At 61.8% G+C, this 17,220-nt stretch carries 20 protein-coding genes; 4 read left to right on the forward strand and 16 right to left on the reverse strand.

From position 1 onward, the window contains the following. Nucleotides 1-2: 2 nt before the first annotated feature. From AC1DZ5_RS00830 to AC1DZ5_RS00840, 3 genes are all read right to left on the reverse strand, one after another. A complete protein-coding gene (locus AC1DZ5_RS00830; RefSeq protein ID WP_477885078.1) occupies nt 3-182 on the reverse strand; it encodes a hypothetical protein in 180 nt (59 codons plus the stop codon). A 218-nt stretch (nt 183-400) separates the two neighbouring features. Next, nucleotides 401-853 carry a globin family protein gene (locus tag AC1DZ5_RS00835; RefSeq protein WP_477885080.1) on the reverse strand — a complete coding sequence of 151 codons (453 nt, stop codon included), beginning with the start codon at nt 851-853 and terminating at the stop codon, nt 401-403. A 216-nt stretch (nt 854-1,069) separates the two neighbouring features. After that, nucleotides 1,070-2,416 (reverse strand): sigma 54-interacting transcriptional regulator, encoded by a 1,347-nt coding sequence (locus AC1DZ5_RS00840; protein WP_477885082.1) that lies wholly within the window; start codon nt 2,414-2,416, stop codon nt 1,070-1,072. Nucleotides 2,417-2,508: 92 nt separating this feature from the next. Here AC1DZ5_RS00840 and AC1DZ5_RS00845 point away from each other — a divergent pair, with 92 nt between their 5' ends. Both AC1DZ5_RS00845 and AC1DZ5_RS00850 read left to right on the forward strand, forming a co-directional pair. Continuing rightward, complete coding sequence (locus AC1DZ5_RS00845; protein WP_310344444.1) at nt 2,509-2,724, forward strand: hypothetical protein; 216 nt, start codon at nt 2,509-2,511, stop codon at nt 2,722-2,724. Nucleotides 2,725-2,778: 54 nt separating this feature from the next. Further along, entirely contained in the window at nt 2,779-3,519 is a 741-nt protein-coding gene (locus tag AC1DZ5_RS00850; RefSeq protein WP_477885085.1) for a YdcF family protein, read from the forward strand. A 1-nt stretch (nt 3,520) separates the two neighbouring features. On the opposite strand, the gene AC1DZ5_RS00855 is transcribed toward AC1DZ5_RS00850, so the two are convergent. Continuing rightward, on the reverse strand, nt 3,521-4,825 hold the full coding sequence (locus AC1DZ5_RS00855) for a hemolysin family protein (RefSeq protein WP_477885087.1): 1,305 nt from the start codon (nt 4,823-4,825) through the stop codon (nt 3,521-3,523). A gap of 24 nt (nt 4,826-4,849) precedes the next feature. Here AC1DZ5_RS00855 and AC1DZ5_RS00860 point away from each other — a divergent pair, with 24 nt between their 5' ends. Continuing rightward, the gene (locus tag AC1DZ5_RS00860; protein WP_477885089.1) at nt 4,850-5,713 is read left to right on the forward strand and encodes a symmetrical bis(5'-nucleosyl)-tetraphosphatase; all 864 of its coding nucleotides are present in this window, start codon (nt 4,850-4,852) and stop codon (nt 5,711-5,713) included. Between the two features lie 3 nt (nt 5,714-5,716). Here AC1DZ5_RS00860 and AC1DZ5_RS00865 read toward each other — a convergent pair whose 3' ends face one another. The 12 genes from AC1DZ5_RS00865 to AC1DZ5_RS00920 form a co-directional block, all read right to left on the reverse strand. Then, nucleotides 5,717-7,201, reverse strand: coding sequence for a DEAD/DEAH box helicase (locus tag AC1DZ5_RS00865; RefSeq protein ID WP_477885770.1), 1,485 nt, complete (start codon nt 7,199-7,201; stop codon nt 5,717-5,719). 185 nt (nt 7,202-7,386) lie between these two features. After that, on the reverse strand, nt 7,387-8,286 hold the full coding sequence (gene ypfJ, locus AC1DZ5_RS00870; protein ID WP_477885091.1) for a KPN_02809 family neutral zinc metallopeptidase: 900 nt from the start codon (nt 8,284-8,286) through the stop codon (nt 7,387-7,389). Between the two features lie 90 nt (nt 8,287-8,376). Further along, a complete protein-coding gene (locus tag AC1DZ5_RS00875; protein WP_477885093.1) occupies nt 8,377-8,682 on the reverse strand; it encodes a hypothetical protein in 306 nt (101 codons plus the stop codon). A 190-nt stretch (nt 8,683-8,872) separates the two neighbouring features. Then, the gene (locus tag AC1DZ5_RS00880; RefSeq protein WP_477885095.1) at nt 8,873-9,409 is read right to left on the reverse strand and encodes a deoxycytidylate deaminase; all 537 of its coding nucleotides are present in this window, start codon (nt 9,407-9,409) and stop codon (nt 8,873-8,875) included. A gap of 166 nt (nt 9,410-9,575) precedes the next feature. After that, a complete protein-coding gene (locus tag AC1DZ5_RS00885) occupies nt 9,576-9,941 on the reverse strand; it encodes a hypothetical protein (RefSeq protein WP_477885097.1) in 366 nt (121 codons plus the stop codon). A gap of 166 nt (nt 9,942-10,107) precedes the next feature. Beyond that, nucleotides 10,108-10,560 carry a hypothetical protein gene (locus tag AC1DZ5_RS00890; RefSeq protein WP_477885099.1) on the reverse strand — a complete coding sequence of 151 codons (453 nt, stop codon included), beginning with the start codon at nt 10,558-10,560 and terminating at the stop codon, nt 10,108-10,110. Between the two features lie 562 nt (nt 10,561-11,122). After that, on the reverse strand, nt 11,123-11,368 hold the full coding sequence (locus AC1DZ5_RS00895) for a hypothetical protein (RefSeq protein WP_477885101.1): 246 nt from the start codon (nt 11,366-11,368) through the stop codon (nt 11,123-11,125). A 204-nt stretch (nt 11,369-11,572) separates the two neighbouring features. Then, nucleotides 11,573-12,805, reverse strand: a complete 1,233-nt coding sequence (locus AC1DZ5_RS00900; RefSeq protein ID WP_477885103.1) for an MFS transporter — start codon at nt 12,803-12,805, stop codon at nt 11,573-11,575. 25 nt (nt 12,806-12,830) lie between these two features. After that, entirely contained in the window at nt 12,831-14,141 is a 1,311-nt protein-coding gene (guaD, locus tag AC1DZ5_RS00905; protein WP_477885105.1) for a guanine deaminase, read from the reverse strand. 75 nt (nt 14,142-14,216) lie between these two features. After that, nucleotides 14,217-14,621, reverse strand: a complete 405-nt coding sequence (locus AC1DZ5_RS00910; RefSeq protein ID WP_477885107.1) for a 6-carboxytetrahydropterin synthase — start codon at nt 14,619-14,621, stop codon at nt 14,217-14,219. Then, nucleotides 14,618-15,253, reverse strand: coding sequence for a 7-carboxy-7-deazaguanine synthase (gene queE / locus AC1DZ5_RS00915; RefSeq protein ID WP_477885109.1), 636 nt, complete (start codon nt 15,251-15,253; stop codon nt 14,618-14,620). The genes AC1DZ5_RS00910 and queE overlap by 4 nt, the downstream gene beginning before the upstream one ends. A 9-nt stretch (nt 15,254-15,262) precedes the next feature. Then, the gene (locus AC1DZ5_RS00920; protein WP_477885111.1) at nt 15,263-16,432 is read right to left on the reverse strand and encodes a BMP family ABC transporter substrate-binding protein; all 1,170 of its coding nucleotides are present in this window, start codon (nt 16,430-16,432) and stop codon (nt 15,263-15,265) included. A gap of 123 nt (nt 16,433-16,555) precedes the next feature. On the opposite strand from AC1DZ5_RS00920, the gene AC1DZ5_RS00925 reads away from it, so the two are divergent. Next, on the forward strand, nt 16,556-17,191 hold the full coding sequence (locus AC1DZ5_RS00925) for a flavin reductase family protein (protein ID WP_477885113.1): 636 nt from the start codon (nt 16,556-16,558) through the stop codon (nt 17,189-17,191). Nucleotides 17,192-17,220 lie beyond the last annotated feature (29 nt).

Raw genomic sequence — 17,220 nt, forward strand, 5'->3', positions numbered from 1 at the left:
CGCTACCGCTTGTTATGCGAGTTTGTTTTTTTGTCGCCAGCGACGATATCGCCGCCTGCAGTATTGCCGATCTGCACAACACTTGAGGACTTGCGGTTTACCGCAATTTTGAAGACAAAGCCTCCAGCAACAATAACGCCCAATACGGCAAGCGCCCATTTGCCAATTTCAGACCAATTCATTTTTCTCCCTTTTTAGCCGTATCTGTTGTTTTGTCCGCCGGCCAATTGGAGAAGCATAAAGCAATTTGTATCGCAATGTAAATACAAGCTTGCACAGGCGCTCACGCAGCGTCAATCATTGACCGCGCGTTAGACATACCCGGAAGTAATTCGAGACACGCTCGTCCGGGGATCCTCATCCCCAGAGCATCAGACTCCTAGTGCCGATCCCGCAAAACTTATGCGCATGCCGCAGCGCTCTCCTGATGCCGCTTGATGCGCTCCGCTTCCAGCGCGCCAAACTGCATCACATCGGCCAGCAGGCCGTAGGCAGCGGTCCAGGCTTCGCGCACTTCGGGGGTGAACTTCTCGCCCAGGCCGGCGCTCAGCGTCCACAGCAGGGCGGTGCCCACGGTCACATAGTGTTCTTCACGCACGCCGTAGCCCACGTGGCGGGCGCCCAGGCTGCGCAGCACGGGGGCCAGGTTGTCCAGGTCCTTCAGGCCGTGCACGGCAGAGCCGATCATGGACATGAGCATGCGGCCCTGGTTGGGCATGTCGCCCTTGAACAGGTGCTTGAGCGAGGGGTCCAGCGTGAAGAGGCGGTCGTAAAACAGCTCGGCCGCGGTGGCGGCGATGGGGCGCACCTCTTCAAAGGATGCCTGGACGAGGTTGATTTGTTCGGAGTTCATGGTGTTTACCTTGGGGTACTTGTTGAATAAGACCCGCACTACTACCCACGAAGCGTGCCAAAACTTTTCTTCAATGAAATCAACCACTTAGCGAAAAACGGGGGTGGTGGTTTGTCGGCAAACGCCGACACGGCCCTGTGCCCCAAAACAAAACTCCAATGAAATCAACAACTTAGGGTGTCGGCGTTTGCCGACAGTTTGGGCCGGCCCGCAGGCTCAGTTTTTGAACTGCGCGGGCTCCAGCTGGTGGCGGGCCATGAGCGCATAAAAGTCGGTGCGGTTGCGCTGGGCCAGCTTGGCGGCCTGGGCAACGTTGCCGTTGGTGATCTTGAGCAGGCTGGTGAGGTAGTCGCGCTCAAACTCTTTGCGCGCCTCGTCCAGCGAGAGCAGCTCGGGCCCCTGGGTGCTGATGGCGCTTTGCACCAGCGTGGCGGGGATGACGGCGCCCGTGCTCATCACCACGCACTTTTCCACCACGTTTTGCAGCTGCCGCACATTGCCGGGCCAGGGCGCCACGCTGAGCTGCTCCAGCCCGCCGGGCGCAAAGGTGTTCACAGGCTTGGCGTAGCGCAGTGCCAGGCTTTGCAAAAAGTAGTTGGCCAAGAGCGGGATGTCTTCTCGTCTATCCGCCAGCGGCGGCAGCGTGAGGCTCACCACGTTGAGGCGGTAGTACAGGTCTTCGCGGAAGGTGCCGGCGGCCACCTCGGCCGCCAGCGTGCGGTGCGATGCGGAGATGACGCGCACGTCCACCTTGTGCGGCTTGCTGGCGCCCACGGGGCGCACCTCGCGCTCTTGCAGCACGCGCAGCAGCTTGACTTGCATGGCCAGCGGCAGGTCGGCAATTTCGTCCAGAAAAATGGTGCCCTTGTGGGCGCTGGTGAACATGCCGGGGTTGTCGCGCACGGCGCCGGTGAACGCACCTTTGACATGGCCAAACAGCTCGGCCTCCACCAGGTTCTCAGGGATGGCGCCGCAGTTCACGGCCACAAAGGCTTCGTCCGCCCGCGTGCTGGAGGCGTGCACGGCGCGGGCCAGCAGCTCTTTGCCAGTGCCGCTCTCGCCGTGGATGAGCACCGAGGCATCGCTCTGCGCCATGCGGCGGGCTTCGGCCAGCAGCTTCTCCATGCGCGGGCTGCGGGTGATGATGGCTTCGCGCCAGCTCTCGCCCGGACCGTCGCCCGGCATGTCGGCCCCCAGCGCGCTGGAGATGGCCAGGGCACGGTCCACCTCGCGCATGAGCGCGGCGCCTTCAAACGGTTTGGTGATGTAGCCGAACACGCCTTTTTGCATGGCGCGCACGGCATCGGGGATGGTGCCGTTGGCCGTGAGGATGACCACGGGCATGAGCGGGAAGCGGCGGTGGATGGCCTCGAACAGCTGCAGGCCGTCCATCTCGGGCATGCGCAGGTCGGTGATGACCATGTGGGGCACTTCAAGGTCGAGCTTGGCGAGCGCCATGGGGCCACCGTCGGCCGAGGTGACGTCGTGCCCCTCGTAGCGCAGGCGCATGGACAGGGACTTCAGCAGGTCTGCGTCGTCGTCAACGACAAGAATGCGCGCCATGGTTCTCCCACACATTTCAAAATAGCGCCCATCTTGCCACGGTGCGGCTGGTCATCGGTCAAAATGCGGCTCCGCCCTCGATTGGAGACCCTATGCGTGCACTCTTTGGAATCGTCAGTTTGCTGGTCGTTCTGGCCATCGTGGGCGTGCTGGCCAAGAAACAGCTGGGCGGTACCACCGCCGTGGTACCCGGGGCCACGCCAGGTGCCACCCCGCAGCAGCAAAGCCAACAGATCCAGCAACAGGTCAAACAATCGGTAGAGGGCGCCATGCAGCAAGCGCGCCCCATGCCGGACGACACCAAATAACCGCCCTATCCATTCCCCTTCTTCATGTTCATTGCTTCCAAACTTCTTGGCCTTTTGTCCCAGCCGCTGCTGTGGGTGTTTGTGTTGATGGTGCTGAGCCTGCTGGTGCTGAAGCGCCGCCCGCGCACTGGCAAGCGCCTGCTGGGCCTGGCGCTGGTACTGATGGTGCTGACCGCCTGGCAGCCACTGCCCGAGCTGATCATTCGCCAGCTGGAGGCCCAATACCCTGAACTGGCCCCGCAGGCCGACTTGAGCGGCTACGCCGGTATGGTGGTGTTGGGCGGGGCCACCGAGTCGGGCCGCACGCAGATGGCGCATGTGCAACCCATGTTCAACGACGCGGCAGAGCGCATGACGGCCCCCGTGGCTGCGCTGCGCAGCAACCCCAAGCTGCGCATGCTGTACACCGGTGGCGAAGGATCACTGATGGGCGTTGGCCAGAGTGAAGCCGAGCGCGCCAAGATGTTCTTTGACAGCATGGGCGTGAGCGGGCCGCTGGTGCAGTACGAATCGGCCTCCCGCAACACCTATGAAAACGCGGTGCTGACCGCGCAGCTGCCGGGCGTAGACCCCACGCAGCGCTGGTTGCTGGTTACCTCCGCGTGGCACATGCCGCGCTCCATGGCCACGTTTACCAAGGCAGGTTGGAATGTGACGGCCTACCCGGTGGACTTTCGCACCGGGGACAGCAGCGACTGGCTGGACTTTTCGATGGCGGGTGGTGCGACGAACTGGCAGCTGGCGCTGCACGAGCTGCTGGGCCTAGTGGCCTACAAGCTCACCGGGCGCATGTAGCTCAGGCCTCGCCCAGGGTGCGGCGGGCCTGCACTTTGTCGATGCGGTGGCCTTCCAGCAGCAGCACCTCAAACGCCCACTGCGCGCAGATGATTCGCTCGCCCTGCGCAGGCAGGTTGCCCGACACGGCCATGAGCAAACCCGCCAGCGTGTTGTAGCGGCCACGCTCTTCGTCGGGCAGCTCGTCGTCAATCTCTAGCCGGGCTTTCAGCTCGCCCACGGGCATCAGGCCGTCCAGCACCCAGGTGCCGTCGTCCTGCAGCGTGGCCCAGGCTTCGGTTTGCGCGTCGGGCTGCAGTTCGCCGGTGATGGCTTCCAGCAGGTCGTGCGGGGTGATCAGGCCCTGCACCACACCGTATTCGTCCACCACAAACACCATGCGCGCCGACTTGACGCGGAATTGCTCGATCAGCTCCATGCCGCTCAGCGTTTCGGGCACAAACACGGCGGGCTCCACCAGTGCGCCAATGCTGTAGGGATAGCGTATACCGCGCTCCAACAAGCGCGCCACACTAACCACACCGGCCACATCGTCCAAAGACCCTCTGCAAACCGGGTACCAAGAATGCGCACCCTTGCCGCCACCGCCACTGGCCAGTGACAGGGCTTGCTCCACTGTGGAATCTGCCTCCAGCCAGGCGATGTCGGTGCGTGGCAGCATCATGGAGGTCAGATGCCGGTCATCCAGGCGAAACACGTTGCGCACCATCTGGTGTTCGTGCTCTTCGATGATGCCGGCGTCTACGCCCTCTTCCAGGCTGGCAGAGATTTCGGCTTCGGTGACGGCACGGGTGTCGGTGGTGTCAATGCGCAACAGCTTGAGCATGCCGTGGGTGCACATGGACAGCAGGCGCACAAAGGGCTTGGCCCCGGTGGCCACCCAGGTCATGGGGCGCGACATGATGCGCGCCACGGTCTCGGGGTAGAGCTGACCAATGCGCTTGGGCACCAGCTCGCCAAACAAAATGGTGACAAAGGTGATGATGGTGACCACCAGCGCGGTGGCCGATATCTCCGCTGCGCGGTGCGAGATGGGCAAGGTAGCGTCCAGCCAGTGGGCCACGCCGTCGCTGAATGCGGCCTCGCCCACGATGCCGTTGAGCATGCCGATGGAGGTGATGCCCACCTGCACGGACGAGAGAAACTGCGTGGGGTTGTCCATCAGCGTCAGGGCGGCCTTGGCCCCCTTGTCGCCGGCATCGGCCATGGTGTGCAGCCGCACTTTGCGACTGGCGGTGAGCGCCAGCTCTGACATGGCGAAAGCGCCGTTCAACAAGGTCAGAACAATGATCAGCAAAAAATCCATGGAACCCAAGCGAGAATCGAGACCATGGCAATGTACCTTATCGGTGATGTGCAGGGCTGCGACGCCGCCCTGGACCAGCTCACCCGACTGATCGACTTCTCCCCCAGCCGCGACACGCTGTATCTGCTGGGAGACCTGGTGAACCGCGGGCCCGACTCGGCCGCGGTGCTGCGCCGCCTGATGGGCTACGGCGCGTCCGCCCACTGCCTGCTGGGCAACCACGACCTGCACTTGCTGGCCGTGGCCCATGGTGCACGCAAGCCCGGCCGCCACGACACGCTGGACGACCTGCTGGCCGCCCCCGACCGCCCCGCCCTGCTGGACTGGCTGCGCCAACAACGCATGGCGATGCTAGAGCGCGTGGGTGGTTCAGACCTTTTAATGGTGCACGCCGGCGTATTACCTGCGTGGACAGCTACCAAAACCATAGCACTTGCGGCGGAGGTAGAGGCCGTGCTGCGCTCGGACGATGTGGGCGCCTTCTTCCACGCCATGTATGGCAATGCGCCCGAGCAGTGGAGTGACGACCTGACCGGCATAGAGCGGCTGCGCGTGATCGTGAACGCGCTGACGCGTATGCGCTTTTGTACACCCGAAGGCGCCATGGAGTTCGCCACCTCCGGCGCAGCCGACCAGGCGCCTGCCGGCTACCTGCCCTGGTACGCGGTGCCCGGGCGTCTGACGACGGATGTGACGGTGACGGTGGCGTTTGGCCACTGGTCTACGCTGGGCTGGCTGGGCCGGCCCGACGTGCTGGCGCTGGACACGGGCTGTGTGTGGGGCGGCTGCCTGAGCGCGCTGCGCGTGGAGCCTGGCGTAGCGGACACGCCCTGGCGCACTGAGCTGCTGCAGGTGCACTGCGAGCAGTCACAAAAGCCGGGGGAATGAGGCTTAATTTGCCTTGAACAGCGCCGCCACCTTGCGCTTGGGCTTGATGTTGGCCGAGATGCTGCGCGTGGCAGTGCGCGCCGTGGCTTCCCACGATGGTGCAGCCTCGGGCGCAGCCGCGGTGGGCTCGTAGGGCTTGTCGAAGAACGGGTCACGCGAGACTTGCACCGGGCGGTTGTAGTCGTTGCGCGGGGCGCGGGGTACGCGCACACGGTCGCCATCGTCACGCGGGGCACGGCCCTCGCCGCGTCCGCCACTGCGGCCGTTGTCGGTCACCGCACTGCCGTCTTCGTGGTACATGCGGCGGCCATCGTTGATGCGACCTTGCTTTCGAATGTCGGGTTGGTCTTCTTCAAACTCCACCGCTTCGAGTTCGATCTTGGTTTTGATCAGCTTCTCGATGTCGGCCAGCAGGCGGGCATCATTGCCACCGCCCACAAAGGTCACGGCCAGGCCGGAGGCGCCAGCGCGGCCGGTGCGGCCAATGCGGTGCACATAGTCTTCCGCGTTGAAGGGAATGTCGAAGTTGAACACTGCGGGCACGTCCTTGATGTCCAGGCCGCGGGCGGCCACATCGGTACACACCAGCAAGTCCACTTCGCCCTTTTTGAACGATTCCAGCGCCTTCAGGCGCTCGTCCTGGCTCTTGTCGCCATGCAGGGCGGCAGTCTTCAGGCCTTCGCGCTCCAGCGAACGGGCCAGACGGGCGCAGCCCAGCTTGCTGTTCACAAACACAAAGGCCTGCTTCATTCCGCGGGTCTTCAGGATCTGGTGCAGGGCGTGGCGCTTGTTGTCTTCGCCCACGCTGTAGAAGTGCTGCTCGACCGTAGACGCCGTGGCGTTGGAGCGGGCCACTTCGATGGTGACGGGGTTTTGCAGGTAGCTGTTGGCCAGGCGCTTGATCTCGGGCGAGAAGGTGGCGCTGAACAAGAGCGTGGTGCGCTGCTTGGGCAGGTAGGACAGGATGCGTTGCAGGTCTGGCAGAAAGCCGATGTCCAGCATGCGGTCGGCTTCGTCCAGCACCACGTACTCCACCTGGTTGAGCACGGCGTTCTTGGCTTCGATGTGGTCCAGCAGACGGCCGGGGGTGGCTACCAGCACTTCCACGCCTTTTTTCAGCTCCAGGGTCTGGGGCTTCATGTCCATGCCGCCAAACACCACGGCGCTGCGCAGGTTGGTGTACTTGGCGTACAGCTTGACCTGCTGGGCCACCTGGTCGGCCAGTTCCCGCGTGGGCAACAGCACCAGCGCGCGCACGGGGTGGCGGGCGGGGGATGTGGAGGGGTTTTCGTGCTTCATCATGCGCTGCAGCAGGGGCAGCGCGAATGCGGCGGTTTTACCGGTACCGGTCTGGGCAGCGCCCATGACGTCCTGGCCGGTCAGCACCACGGGAATGGCCTGCGCCTGGATGGGCGTCATGGTTTCGTAGCCCATTTCGGCCACGGCACGGGCAATCGGTGCGGCCAGCTGCAGCTGGGCAAACGCCATGATGGGGGTGTCCGCCGTCAGCTCGTTGGACGGTGCGGGGGTGGGAGTCTGTTCAGTAGTCAAGTCGGTCAGGCATAGCCATAAAGGGTGCTATCCATCCGATAGCTGATTGCGCCCCGACGCCGGGGGCAACCCCGTATTATCCCCCACTCCCGTGAAACGGCAATTTCCCCGGAGCGGGGAGGCTACAGCGATCGGCTGGAGAAGGTGTCACAGGCCTTGACGGTGCCCGTTTTCAGGCCCTTGTCGAACCAGCGCTGGCGCTGGGCGCTGGTGCCGTGGGTAAAGCTCTCGGGCACCACGGCGTGGCCGCTGCCGCGCTGCAAGGCGTCGTCGCCAATCTTGGCTGCGGCGTTCATGGCCTCTTCCACATCGCCTTTTTCCAGCAACTGGCGGGCGTTGTCGGCGTGGTGGGCCCATACGCCGGCCAGGCAGTCGGCCTGCAGCTCCAGGCGCACGCTCAGGGCGTTGGACTCGGCCGCGCTGGCGCGGCTGCGCGCCTGCTGCACCTTTTCACTGATGCCCAGCAGGTTTTGCACATGGTGGCCCACCTCGTGGGCAATCACATAGGCCTGGGCAAAGTCACCTGGCGCACCCAGTTGTTTTTGTAAGGTTTCGTAAAAACCCAGGTCGATGTAGACCTTTTGGTCCGCCGGGCAGTAAAACGGACCCATGGCGCTCTGGCCCTGGCCGCAGGCGGTAGACGTGGCGCCGCGGAACAGCACCAGCTTGGGCTTTTGGTAATCCGCCCCGCCCTTTTTGAAAACCTCGGTCCACACGTCTTCGGTATCGGCCAGCACGGTGGACACAAATTGGGCCATGCGGTCGTCCGCTGGTGGGCGCTGGGCTGGGGCTTGCTGCACCATGGGTGCGGGGCCGCCGTCGCCACTGAGCATGCCCAGGATGGTGAGCGGGTTGATACCCAGCGCCCAGCCGCCCAAGAGCGCCACGACGATGGTGCCCACGCCCAACCGGCTGCCCAGCAGGCCGCCGAGCAAACCGCCCAGGCCGCCACCGCTGAAACCGCCTTCACCGCTGCGGCGGTCTTCCACGTTGTCCGATTGGCGGTTACCTTCCCATTTCATACTGATCTCGTCCTGTAGAGCGCAAGGGGGTGCTGGCAGATACGCCAACGTCTGCGCCACTGTACTGCAGTGCAGGCAAACGGTCAGCGCTCAGTGGTGCTGCGATGCCGCAACCAGCGCGGCCACGGCATGGCAAGGCTCATCGTCAAAATAGGTCCCCATACGCACCGCCAGTTCGCGCAGACCGTCGTCGTTCAGGGTTTGGGCATGCGCAAGCGTGCCCACCGCGTATGCACGGCTGCCCAGCATCATGGATTCATTCACACACTGACCCTTGGCCGCCATTTGCAGCATGAACGCTGACAGGAGTTCGCAGGGCCAATACCGACAGGAATGCGCCAAGCTGCCCTCCACAGCGGTAGACGAAAAACCGGTAGATGTTTCAGTGGCTGCCATGTTGAGCTCCTATTGACAGTGCGAGGTCTAGAACCTGACTGAATCCTATGGAGCCGGCCTCCCCGCCACCATCAGCCAAACGGCCGACGTGCTGTAGGAGAAAAGGAAGTCTATTGACCGCGGCTTGTCTGAAGGCGTTTTGTAAGTGACCGCAAACTAGTCTGGTTAGGCCCACAGGCCTTTGGCAATGTCACGATGTGGTCTTTTTATCCGTCGAGTTTTCTATGAACTGGGCCAGTTCGCCCGACCAGTCGGCGGACTCGGGGTGCAGTTCCTGCAGGGATGCGATCTCGACGCCGGCATCGGCCAGCATTTTTTCGGACGCCCCGTTGACGCGCTCCTGGTGCGCCTTTTTCTCCAGATAGACCACGCGCTTGATGCCGACCTGGATGATGGACTGCACGCACTTGGGGCAGGGGTACTGGGTGGCGTAGATGGTCGAACCGTGCAGCGGCAGCGTGGTGCAGTTGAGGATGGCGTTTTGCTCGGCATGGACGATGTAGCTATGGCGCGAGTTCAGCGGGTCGGTGTCGTCGTCCTGCCAATACTGTTCGTCATTGTCGTCACAGCCGCGCGGCAGGCCGTTGTAACCCACGCCGGAAATCTTGTTGTCCGGGCTGACGATGCAGGCGCCATTGCGCTTGCGTGCGTCCTTGGAGCGGCCTGACGCCAGCAGCGCCACCCCCATGAACATCGAATGCCAGTGGAGCAAGGGAAGGTTTTTCATGGATGTGCTGGTTCAGGCTAGGGGCGTGCGGTTTATCAATGGAATCGGTCGTATCCCAAGACTATCAGGGAAAACAACGGCTCGTCCAAGTTGAAATCCTGCGCACGAAGATTGAAAGTTCACTTCCGCCGTGTCGCTGAAGCGTCAACAGACTGATGGCGAGCATTTAAGCTAAATATCTGCTCTTTAAAACTATTTTGGCGATGCGATGTTCCATATGTCTTACCAAGGGATTCTCGCCATCTGATTTGAAGCTGAAATATTCACCACTTTCATTTCGGGCGTAAATGGTCAGCGCGTAGGTTGTACTTTCTCCGTTGCTCCGGTCCAGTTCTCTATGAACAATATTCGCGCTACGGCCATCGAACGAGTACCTTGGGTTTTCCGAACGAATTGATGTTGCAAGAAACTGCTTGAATGCTCTGTCGAATCGACTGTCACGTTGACCGCGTTTGTTATAAATCGCAAATAAGATGACCGCCACAACGGTAGCAAGAATGGCGCACAAAGGCAAAAAGTAGCTATCAAACATCTGTGCAATAACTCATTGAGTGAAAGGCCGCTTCCGCCGCATAGCTCAGACGTCTACAGACTGAGGCTGTGTGAAAACGCGGAATTTAATGGTGGGAATGGGGGCATTATGAAAAATCGACCTCTCAGATCGAGCCACAGCGCGCAATCGCGATAGGAGGAAAAATCTATTCTGCGCATTCCGAGGAAAGCTCGATGGATTGACGCGTCTGTAGGGGAACAGTCGCTGGGGATAAAAAAAGCAACCTCGGCTCATCACTTCCACCTACGTACAGTCTCTGCGCAATGCCCGTAACGCCTGTATACAACTCCATCTTTGGAGACTCATTCATATCGCCACGAATTCTGCGGACTTTGACAAGCTCACTTCGCCCAAACAGCTTTTTTCCCCGAAACAAATGCGCTGTCTCGTCACCCATAAATCTCATGTAATGAATCGCGCAAATTCGGTCGTCGACTTGTTGAACACCCAGCAGATTGGAAAAACCCATGGATTGGCCATTTATCGTCAAGGTAACCGGCTCCTCTGCCCACCATTCCAATGGTGACGCTTTCGCGGTTGCAAAGCCGCCGAAAACGGATAGTGTTAAAACAAGAATACATACAAATATTTTTATCATGTTGTCTGATTAAAGTACGGGTGAACACAATGAGAAACGCGTTGCAGGCGTCTGCTTCGGACCGTTATGGACATCATGTGCTAGGGGCCACTTCTGCCCTCGGCCAAGACAGCAACAGGCCAATTGCGTTCATTCAGCAAACTCTAGACCAACATTGACGTTCGATATAAATACGGACATCTTCATAGCAAGTCCTACTGATGTTCGCCAAATATTGGCCGTTTGCTAGAAATCCGTTTGTATGTTCCCACCGCTCCAACATGTTTTCCAAACAGCCCATCACGTCCATTCTTCTCAACTAGGAGAGCCTTATCCGTGAAGGTGAGCACAAATCGACAATCTGGATCGGAGTCGTCGGGTTTCAGGCGTCTACAGACTGATAGCCGACCTCCATTGCTCTCCAAAGCGGACAACCCAAAGCAACGCTAGCGAATAGGGTGAGACGATAGCTTAAGTGGTCGGTCCGCCAGCTGGGTTGGGAGCGACGGAAGCGCGTGAGCAGCGCTTGCGGCATAAGCACTATTCACCTGGACATGTGAGCCCATGGCAAACCCATTTCTTACTACGAATATCGTTGATAGAAGCCAAACGCGAAAGCACACACAGCCAAAACACCCCCAATCCTCGAAATGTTTTTATCGACGATTTTCTTGGCGTGTAGCTTGCCGGTTAGCCATGCAAAATATGGAATCCACAAAACTAGCAGTAGATAACCCAAAGGATTTTTGGTTTTAAGCGCAAGTTCCATCCCGTAGATTGCTGGCAATAGTGCGAGAAATACCCCGCCAACTACGATGGTGACCTTCATGCTAAATCTCTCCAAATAAGATGAGTTTATATCGACCTAATTGTTGGACATAGCATGGACTGGATAGCTCAATGATGAAAGTTCTCATGTTCGCTTCCACAGCGATTCTGTCCGTCAATACACGGATTAGCTGTCCCGTTCAGGTGATTCTTTGGATGTCCTCCGCCGAAAATCAGAAGCTCAACCCAACCGTTCCCAACCCAATCATTGCGGCCGAATAGACGTAAACGATCCGAGTTGAGAATTTGGGCTGCTACCGCGTCGTTCCAACATGACAGACGCCCCGAACACAAACAAGCCAATGAAAGACAGAACGGCACCCACATAGCCAGTGGCGGCATAGCCGTAGCCAAACGCAATGGCCAGACCGCCCAGCCAGGCGCCCAGGGCGTTGGCGATATTGAAGGCCGAGTGCATCGACGCGGCCGCCAGCGTCTGGCCGTCCGACGCCACGTCCATCAACCGCGTCTGAACGGCCGGGCCCGCTGCAAAGGTGCACCCAATCAGAAACACCGACGTGCACAGCATCCAAGGCGAGGCAGCGGTGAGGCTGAACAGCGTCATCACCACGATGTTGAAGACCAGCATGCCACCTATCGTCCCCATCAGCGCGATGTCCGCCAGTTTGGAGCCCACCACATTGCCCACGTTCATGCCGATGCCGAACAGCACCATGATCACAGGAATCATTCCCGTTGGCATGTGCGCCACCTCGGTGGCCGTGCTGGCGATGTAGGAGAAGATAGAGAACATGCCGCCAAAGCCAGTGGCGGCCAATGTGAGTGTCAGCAACACCTGCGGGTGGGTGAACGCCACCAGTTCTCGCACCACGCTGGCGCCCTCGGCGGGCTTGTCACGTGGCAGGTAGATCCAGATGAGCGTCACGGTCAGCGCGCTGATCAGTCCGACCGAGAGGAACATGACGCGCCAACTGAGGTACTGGCCAAAGAGCGCCATGACCGGCGTACCGGCCAGTGTTGCGCCGGTCAGCCCCAGCATGACGTAACCCACTGTGCGGGCCCGCATGTCCAACGGGACCAGGGACGCGGCGACCAACGCGGACACCCCAAAGTAGGCCCCGTGCGGCAGGCCCGAAAGAAAGCGCAGCACGATGAAGCTCAGAAAACCCGGCGCCAGCGCGCTGGCAAGGTTGCCAAGGGTGAAGACCGCCATGAGGATAAGCAGCAGCGTGCGGCGCGAGGACTTGGCGCCTGCAATCGCTATCAGCGGTGCGCCCACCACCACGCCCAGGGCATAGGCGCTGATGACGTAGCCAGCCTGCGGGGTCGTCACTGCAAAGGTGCTGGCCACATCGGGCAGCAGGCCCATGATGGCGAATTCGCCGGTGCCGATGGCGAAACCGCCGCAGGCCAGCGCGACGATCACCATAAAAAACTGTAGCCGTGTCAACGGCGCGGACGCTTCTGTCGCGGTCATGGGTTCCTTGGGATGGGCTCGCGTCTCACAGGGCTTGAGAAATGATGGTGTGCTCAATGAGGCGGTCGTCGCCCAGCACGATCAGCGAGAACAGCAACTCGTCCAGGTTGGACGCCAGCGCCGTCTTGCGGGCCAGCAGGGGCGTGGCCTGGGGGTTGATGACGACAAAGTCGGCCTCGCAGCCGGGTTGCAGGTTGCCCACCACGCCGCCCAGCCCCAGGGCCGCGGCCGCGCCCGCCGTGTGCTGCCACCACAGGTGCTGGGGCGAGAGCGAGAGGCCGGGTTTGGTTTGCCCCTCGCGGCCCACGTAGTAGGCGGCCAGCATGGTGTGGAAGGGGCTGAACGACGTGCCGCCACCCACATCGCTGGCCAGACCGTAGTGGTAGCCCACACGGTTGGCGCCCTCGTAGTCGAAAAAGCCGCTGCCTAGAAACAGGTTGCTCGTGGGGCTGACGGCCGCAGCCGCGCCAGTGTCACGCATCAAGGCACGGTCGTCGTCGTCAAAGTGGATGCAGTGGGCGTAGATGGCGCGGTCGCGCATCAGGCCAAAGTCGTCGTAGGTGGCCAGGTAACTGCGGGACGCCGGGAACAGCTCGCGCGCCCAGGTGATCTCGTCCTTGTTCTCAGCCACGTGGCTCTGGATCCACACAGCCGCGTATTGCTTGGCCAGCTCGCCCGCGCCGCGCAGCTGGGCCTCGGTGCTGGTGGGGGCAAAGCGCGGGGTGATGGCGTAGCCCAGCCGGTCCACGCCGTGCCAGCGCTGGATCAGCGCCTCGGTGTCGCGCAGGCTCTGCTCGGTGCCGCTCACGCTGCCCTGGCCCTGGTTCAGCAGATCGGCAGGCGCATGGCGGTCCATAAGGCACAGGCCGGTAATCAGGCGCAGGCGCTGGGCCTGGGCCTCGGCAAACAAGGCATTGACCGATTCAGGGTGCGAGGTGGCAAAAGTGAGCGCGCTGGTGACGCCGTTGCGCAACAGCTCTGCTACAAAAAAAGTAGCTGCTTGCGCACTGTATTCAGGGGCTGCAAAGCGTTTTTCTTCTGGAAAGGTGTAGTTTTCCAGCCAGGGCAGCAGGCCGGGTGCGGGCGAACCGATGACATTGGTCTGCGGGTAGTGGATGTGCAGGTCGATAAACCCCGGCGCGATGATGCGGCCCGGGAAGTGCTGCACGGCCACCTGCGGGTACTGCGGCGCGATGGCGCTGTAGGCGCCAATGGCTTGCACCACCTGGGTGCCCTGGGCGTTGGGGCCGACGACGAGCAGGCCATCGGTTTCAAAAAGGGCCTGCCCCGGGGCATCGGGGGCAAACCACAAGAGGGAGGCGCGGTAGGCTTTCATGCGGGTAAGCATAGTACGCGGCGCAGCAATCTCTATACCAAGCGGCGCATAGCCCCTATGGCGTCACATGGCACATCAGGCGCGCAGCGTGCAGCTGTCGCCAATGCCTTCGCGCCAGACGCGCACCTGCCACAGGCCGGAGAACTCCACCGCCATGGCGCGCCAGATGAAGGCGGCCAGGTTTTCCAGCGTGGCGGGGCCCAGGCCCTCCACTTCGTCCAGCAGGTGGTGGTCCAGGCACGGGCGCAGCACCGCGATGGCGTGGCGCAGGTGGGCCAGGTCCATCACCATGCCGGTGTCTTCGTCGGCATTGCCAGCCACGGTGACTTCAGCATGGTAGGTGTGGCCGTGGATGCGGCGGCTGCCGGCGACCTCCTCCGCGTCGTCCAGCGTGCGCTTGAGCGTGTGGGCGGCGTCAAAGAAAAACTTCTGGCTCACCTCGCAGCGGCGGGGAATGGGGATAGACGGTGCTTGGGTCATCGGATGCCTGTGATCTTGTGGGTTTGCAGGGACAGGCGCCACTGCGGGCGCTCCAGGCACTGGGCAATGCAGGCCCGCGTGTTGTCGGCCCGCAGGATGTTGTCCATGGGTTGCAGGTAGCGGTGGGTAAAGTCCGCCGCCTCGCAGTCGGCCAGCGTGATGCCGGGCTGAGGCCATACCAGCTTGAGCTCGTGCCCGCTGCGTTGCACCCAGGTGGAGCCGGCCTTGGGGCTCACGCAGATCCAGTCGATGCCCTCGGGCGCCGCAATCGTGCCATTGGTTTCCACCGCAATCGCAAAGCCCTGCGCATGCAGCGCATCAATCAGCGCAGTGTCCACCTGCAGCAGCGGCTCACCACCGGTCAGCACCACAAAGCGGTTCGCCGCATCGGTATCGGGCCACTGCGCGGCAATGCGCTCGGCCAGCGCCTGCGCGGTCTTGAACTTGCCGCCCAGCGTGCCGTCGGTGCCCACAAAGTCGGTGTCGCAAAACTGGCAGACGGCGTTGGCGCGGTCCTGCTCGCGGCCGGTCCAGAGGTTGCAGCCCGCAAAACGGCAGAACACGGCGGGGCGGCCTGCATTCGAGCCTTCGCCCTGCAGGGTGTAAAAAATTTCTTTGATCTGGTATGTCATCGCGCGCCCTCAGTGGCTGACCTTGCCCTGCACGCCGGCCACCAGCCAGTTCATGCCCAGAATGTCGACGTCGCTCAAGGTCTGGCCCTTGGCAATCACCAGCTTGCCCTCGTTGTCCAACACGTCGGCCTGGGCGTAAAACGGGTGCAGCTTGCCCGCGGCAATGTCCTTCTGGCGCTGCAACACCTCGGTCTGCACGGCCTTGGGCACCTTGCTGCCAAAGTCGCCCACGCGGATCATTCCCTCTTTCACGCCGCCCCAGACGTTCCCGGTCTTCCAGCTGCCGTCCAGCACGGCCTTGGTGCGCGCCGTGTAGTAGGCGCCCCAATGGTGGGTCACGGCAACGATCTGCGCGTCGGGTGCGATCTTGCGCATGTCCGAGTGGTAGGCCACGACCTCGCAGCTGACAGGGCACACCATCGGCTGCAGCACCTTGCGCATATCAGAGTGGTAGGCCACGGCCAGCTTGCCGCGCTCCTGCGCTGCGGCCATTACGGCGGTGGAGCCGGTGTGGAACGCGATCACGTCCACGCCCTGGTTGAACAATGTCATAGCGGCATCGCGCTCGCGCGTGGGGTTGAACCACTCGTCCAGCCACACCACCTTGACCTGGGCCTGCGGGTTCACCGAGCGCATGCCCAAGGCGAAGGCGTTGATGCCTTGCAGCACCTCAGGAATGGGAAAACCCGCCACATAGCCGGCTACATTGCTCTTCGTCATGCGGCCAGCGGCCACGCCAGCCAGGTAGCGGCCTTCGTAATAGCGCGCATTGGCGGTAGCCACGTTGGGCGCGGTCTTGTAGCCGGTGATGGACTCGAACTTCACATCCGGGAACTCTTGCGCCACCTTGAGCGTGGGCTCCATATAGCCAAAGCTGGGCGTGAAGATGAGCTTGTAGCCCTGGCGCGCCAGATCGCGGATCACGCGCTCGGCATCCGGGCCTTCCGCTACGTTCTCTACATAGGTGGTCTGCACCTTGGCACCCAGGGCAGCCATCACGGCCTGGCGCCCTTCTTCGTGCTGGCGCACCCAGCCGGCGTCGCCCAGCGGGGCGACATAGAGAAAACCGACCTTGAGCGGTTCAGGTTTTCCGTTGTTCGGGGTTTGGGAGAAAGCACCCTGCGGTGCGGCAAAGAAACAGCAAGCGGCCACGGCAGTGGCTACGAGGTTTTTATACATGGTAGTCCTCTACATGGCTCCGAACACAAAAGACAAAGCCCGCCGGAGCAGCGGGCCTCGGAGCATATTTTAACCGGTGAGCGGCCGTGCTGTGTGGCGCAGGTTTTGCTTGCCAGCTGAGCTATGGACATCGACTTCACCCAACTCACCGAATACCAGCGCTACAAGCTGATGGCGAGCCTCATCGTGCCGCGGCCCATTGCGCTCATCACCACGCTGGGGGCGGACGGTGTGGTCAACGCCGCGCCGTTCAGCATGTTCAACATGCTGGGCGAGGAGCCGCCCATCGTGATGGTCAGCATCAACCGGCTGAACGATGGACACCTGAAAGACACGGCCGCCAACATCGTGCGCACCAAGGAGTTTGTGGTGCACATGACCGATGAGGCCATGGCCGAACAAATGCACCGCTGCGGCGAACGCCTGCCGGCCCACCAGAGCGAGCTGGACAACGTGGGGCTGCACACCCGCCCTTCGCGCGCGGTGGCACCGCCCTGCATTGCCGAGGCGCCCGTGGCCTTTGAATGCACGCTGTGGGAAACCCTGGAAACGGCCAGCCGCCAGATCTTCATCGGCAAGGTGGTGTGGATGCATGCACGCGATGGCCTGATTGACACCGAGACCTGGCGCGTGCGCCTGCAGGACTACCACCCGGTGGGCCGCTTTGGCGCCAGCTTCTATGTGCGCTCCAGCGACCGCTTTGCCATGGCCGACCCGGGCGCCCCTGCGGCCACGGTCACGCCCATCGACGAACTCTGAAAAAGGGGGGTGGCAAGCTTGGCATAATT

Source organism: Rhodoferax sp. P1_F3, assembly GCF_056405715.1.

Coding starts and splice junctions, on each gene's coding strand:
- AC1DZ5_RS00830 (WP_477885078.1), bottom strand. CDS start 182: ATGAATTGGTCTGAAATTGGCAAATGGGCGCTTGCCGTATTGGGCGTT.
- AC1DZ5_RS00835 (WP_477885080.1), bottom strand. CDS start 853: ATGAACTCCGAACAAATCAACCTCGTCCAGGCATCCTTTGAAGAGGTG.
- AC1DZ5_RS00840 (WP_477885082.1), bottom strand. CDS start 2,416: ATGGCGCGCATTCTTGTCGTTGACGACGACGCAGACCTGCTGAAGTCC.
- AC1DZ5_RS00845 (WP_310344444.1), top strand. CDS start 2,509: ATGCGTGCACTCTTTGGAATCGTCAGTTTGCTGGTCGTTCTGGCCATC.
- AC1DZ5_RS00855 (WP_477885087.1), bottom strand. CDS start 4,825: ATGGATTTTTTGCTGATCATTGTTCTGACCTTGTTGAACGGCGCTTTC.
- AC1DZ5_RS00860 (WP_477885089.1), top strand. CDS start 4,850: ATGGCAATGTACCTTATCGGTGATGTGCAGGGCTGCGACGCCGCCCTG.
- AC1DZ5_RS00865 (WP_477885770.1), bottom strand. CDS start 7,201: ATGGCGTTTGCCCAGCTGCAGCTGGCCGCACCGATTGCCCGTGCCGTG.
- ypfJ (WP_477885091.1), bottom strand. CDS start 8,286: ATGAAATGGGAAGGTAACCGCCAATCGGACAACGTGGAAGACCGCCGC.
- AC1DZ5_RS00875 (WP_477885093.1), bottom strand. CDS start 8,682: ATGGCAGCCACTGAAACATCTACCGGTTTTTCGTCTACCGCTGTGGAG.
- AC1DZ5_RS00880 (WP_477885095.1), bottom strand. CDS start 9,409: ATGAAAAACCTTCCCTTGCTCCACTGGCATTCGATGTTCATGGGGGTG.
- AC1DZ5_RS00885 (WP_477885097.1), bottom strand. CDS start 9,941: ATGTTTGATAGCTACTTTTTGCCTTTGTGCGCCATTCTTGCTACCGTT.
- AC1DZ5_RS00890 (WP_477885099.1), bottom strand. CDS start 10,560: ATGATAAAAATATTTGTATGTATTCTTGTTTTAACACTATCCGTTTTC.
- AC1DZ5_RS00895 (WP_477885101.1), bottom strand. CDS start 11,368: ATGAAGGTCACCATCGTAGTTGGCGGGGTATTTCTCGCACTATTGCCA.
- AC1DZ5_RS00900 (WP_477885103.1), bottom strand. CDS start 12,805: ATGACCGCGACAGAAGCGTCCGCGCCGTTGACACGGCTACAGTTTTTT.
- guaD (WP_477885105.1), bottom strand. CDS start 14,141: ATGAAAGCCTACCGCGCCTCCCTCTTGTGGTTTGCCCCCGATGCCCCG.
- AC1DZ5_RS00910 (WP_477885107.1), bottom strand. CDS start 14,621: ATGACCCAAGCACCGTCTATCCCCATTCCCCGCCGCTGCGAGGTGAGC.
- queE (WP_477885109.1), bottom strand. CDS start 15,253: ATGACATACCAGATCAAAGAAATTTTTTACACCCTGCAGGGCGAAGGC.
- AC1DZ5_RS00920 (WP_477885111.1), bottom strand. CDS start 16,432: ATGTATAAAAACCTCGTAGCCACTGCCGTGGCCGCTTGCTGTTTCTTT.
- AC1DZ5_RS00925 (WP_477885113.1), top strand. CDS start 16,556: ATGGACATCGACTTCACCCAACTCACCGAATACCAGCGCTACAAGCTG.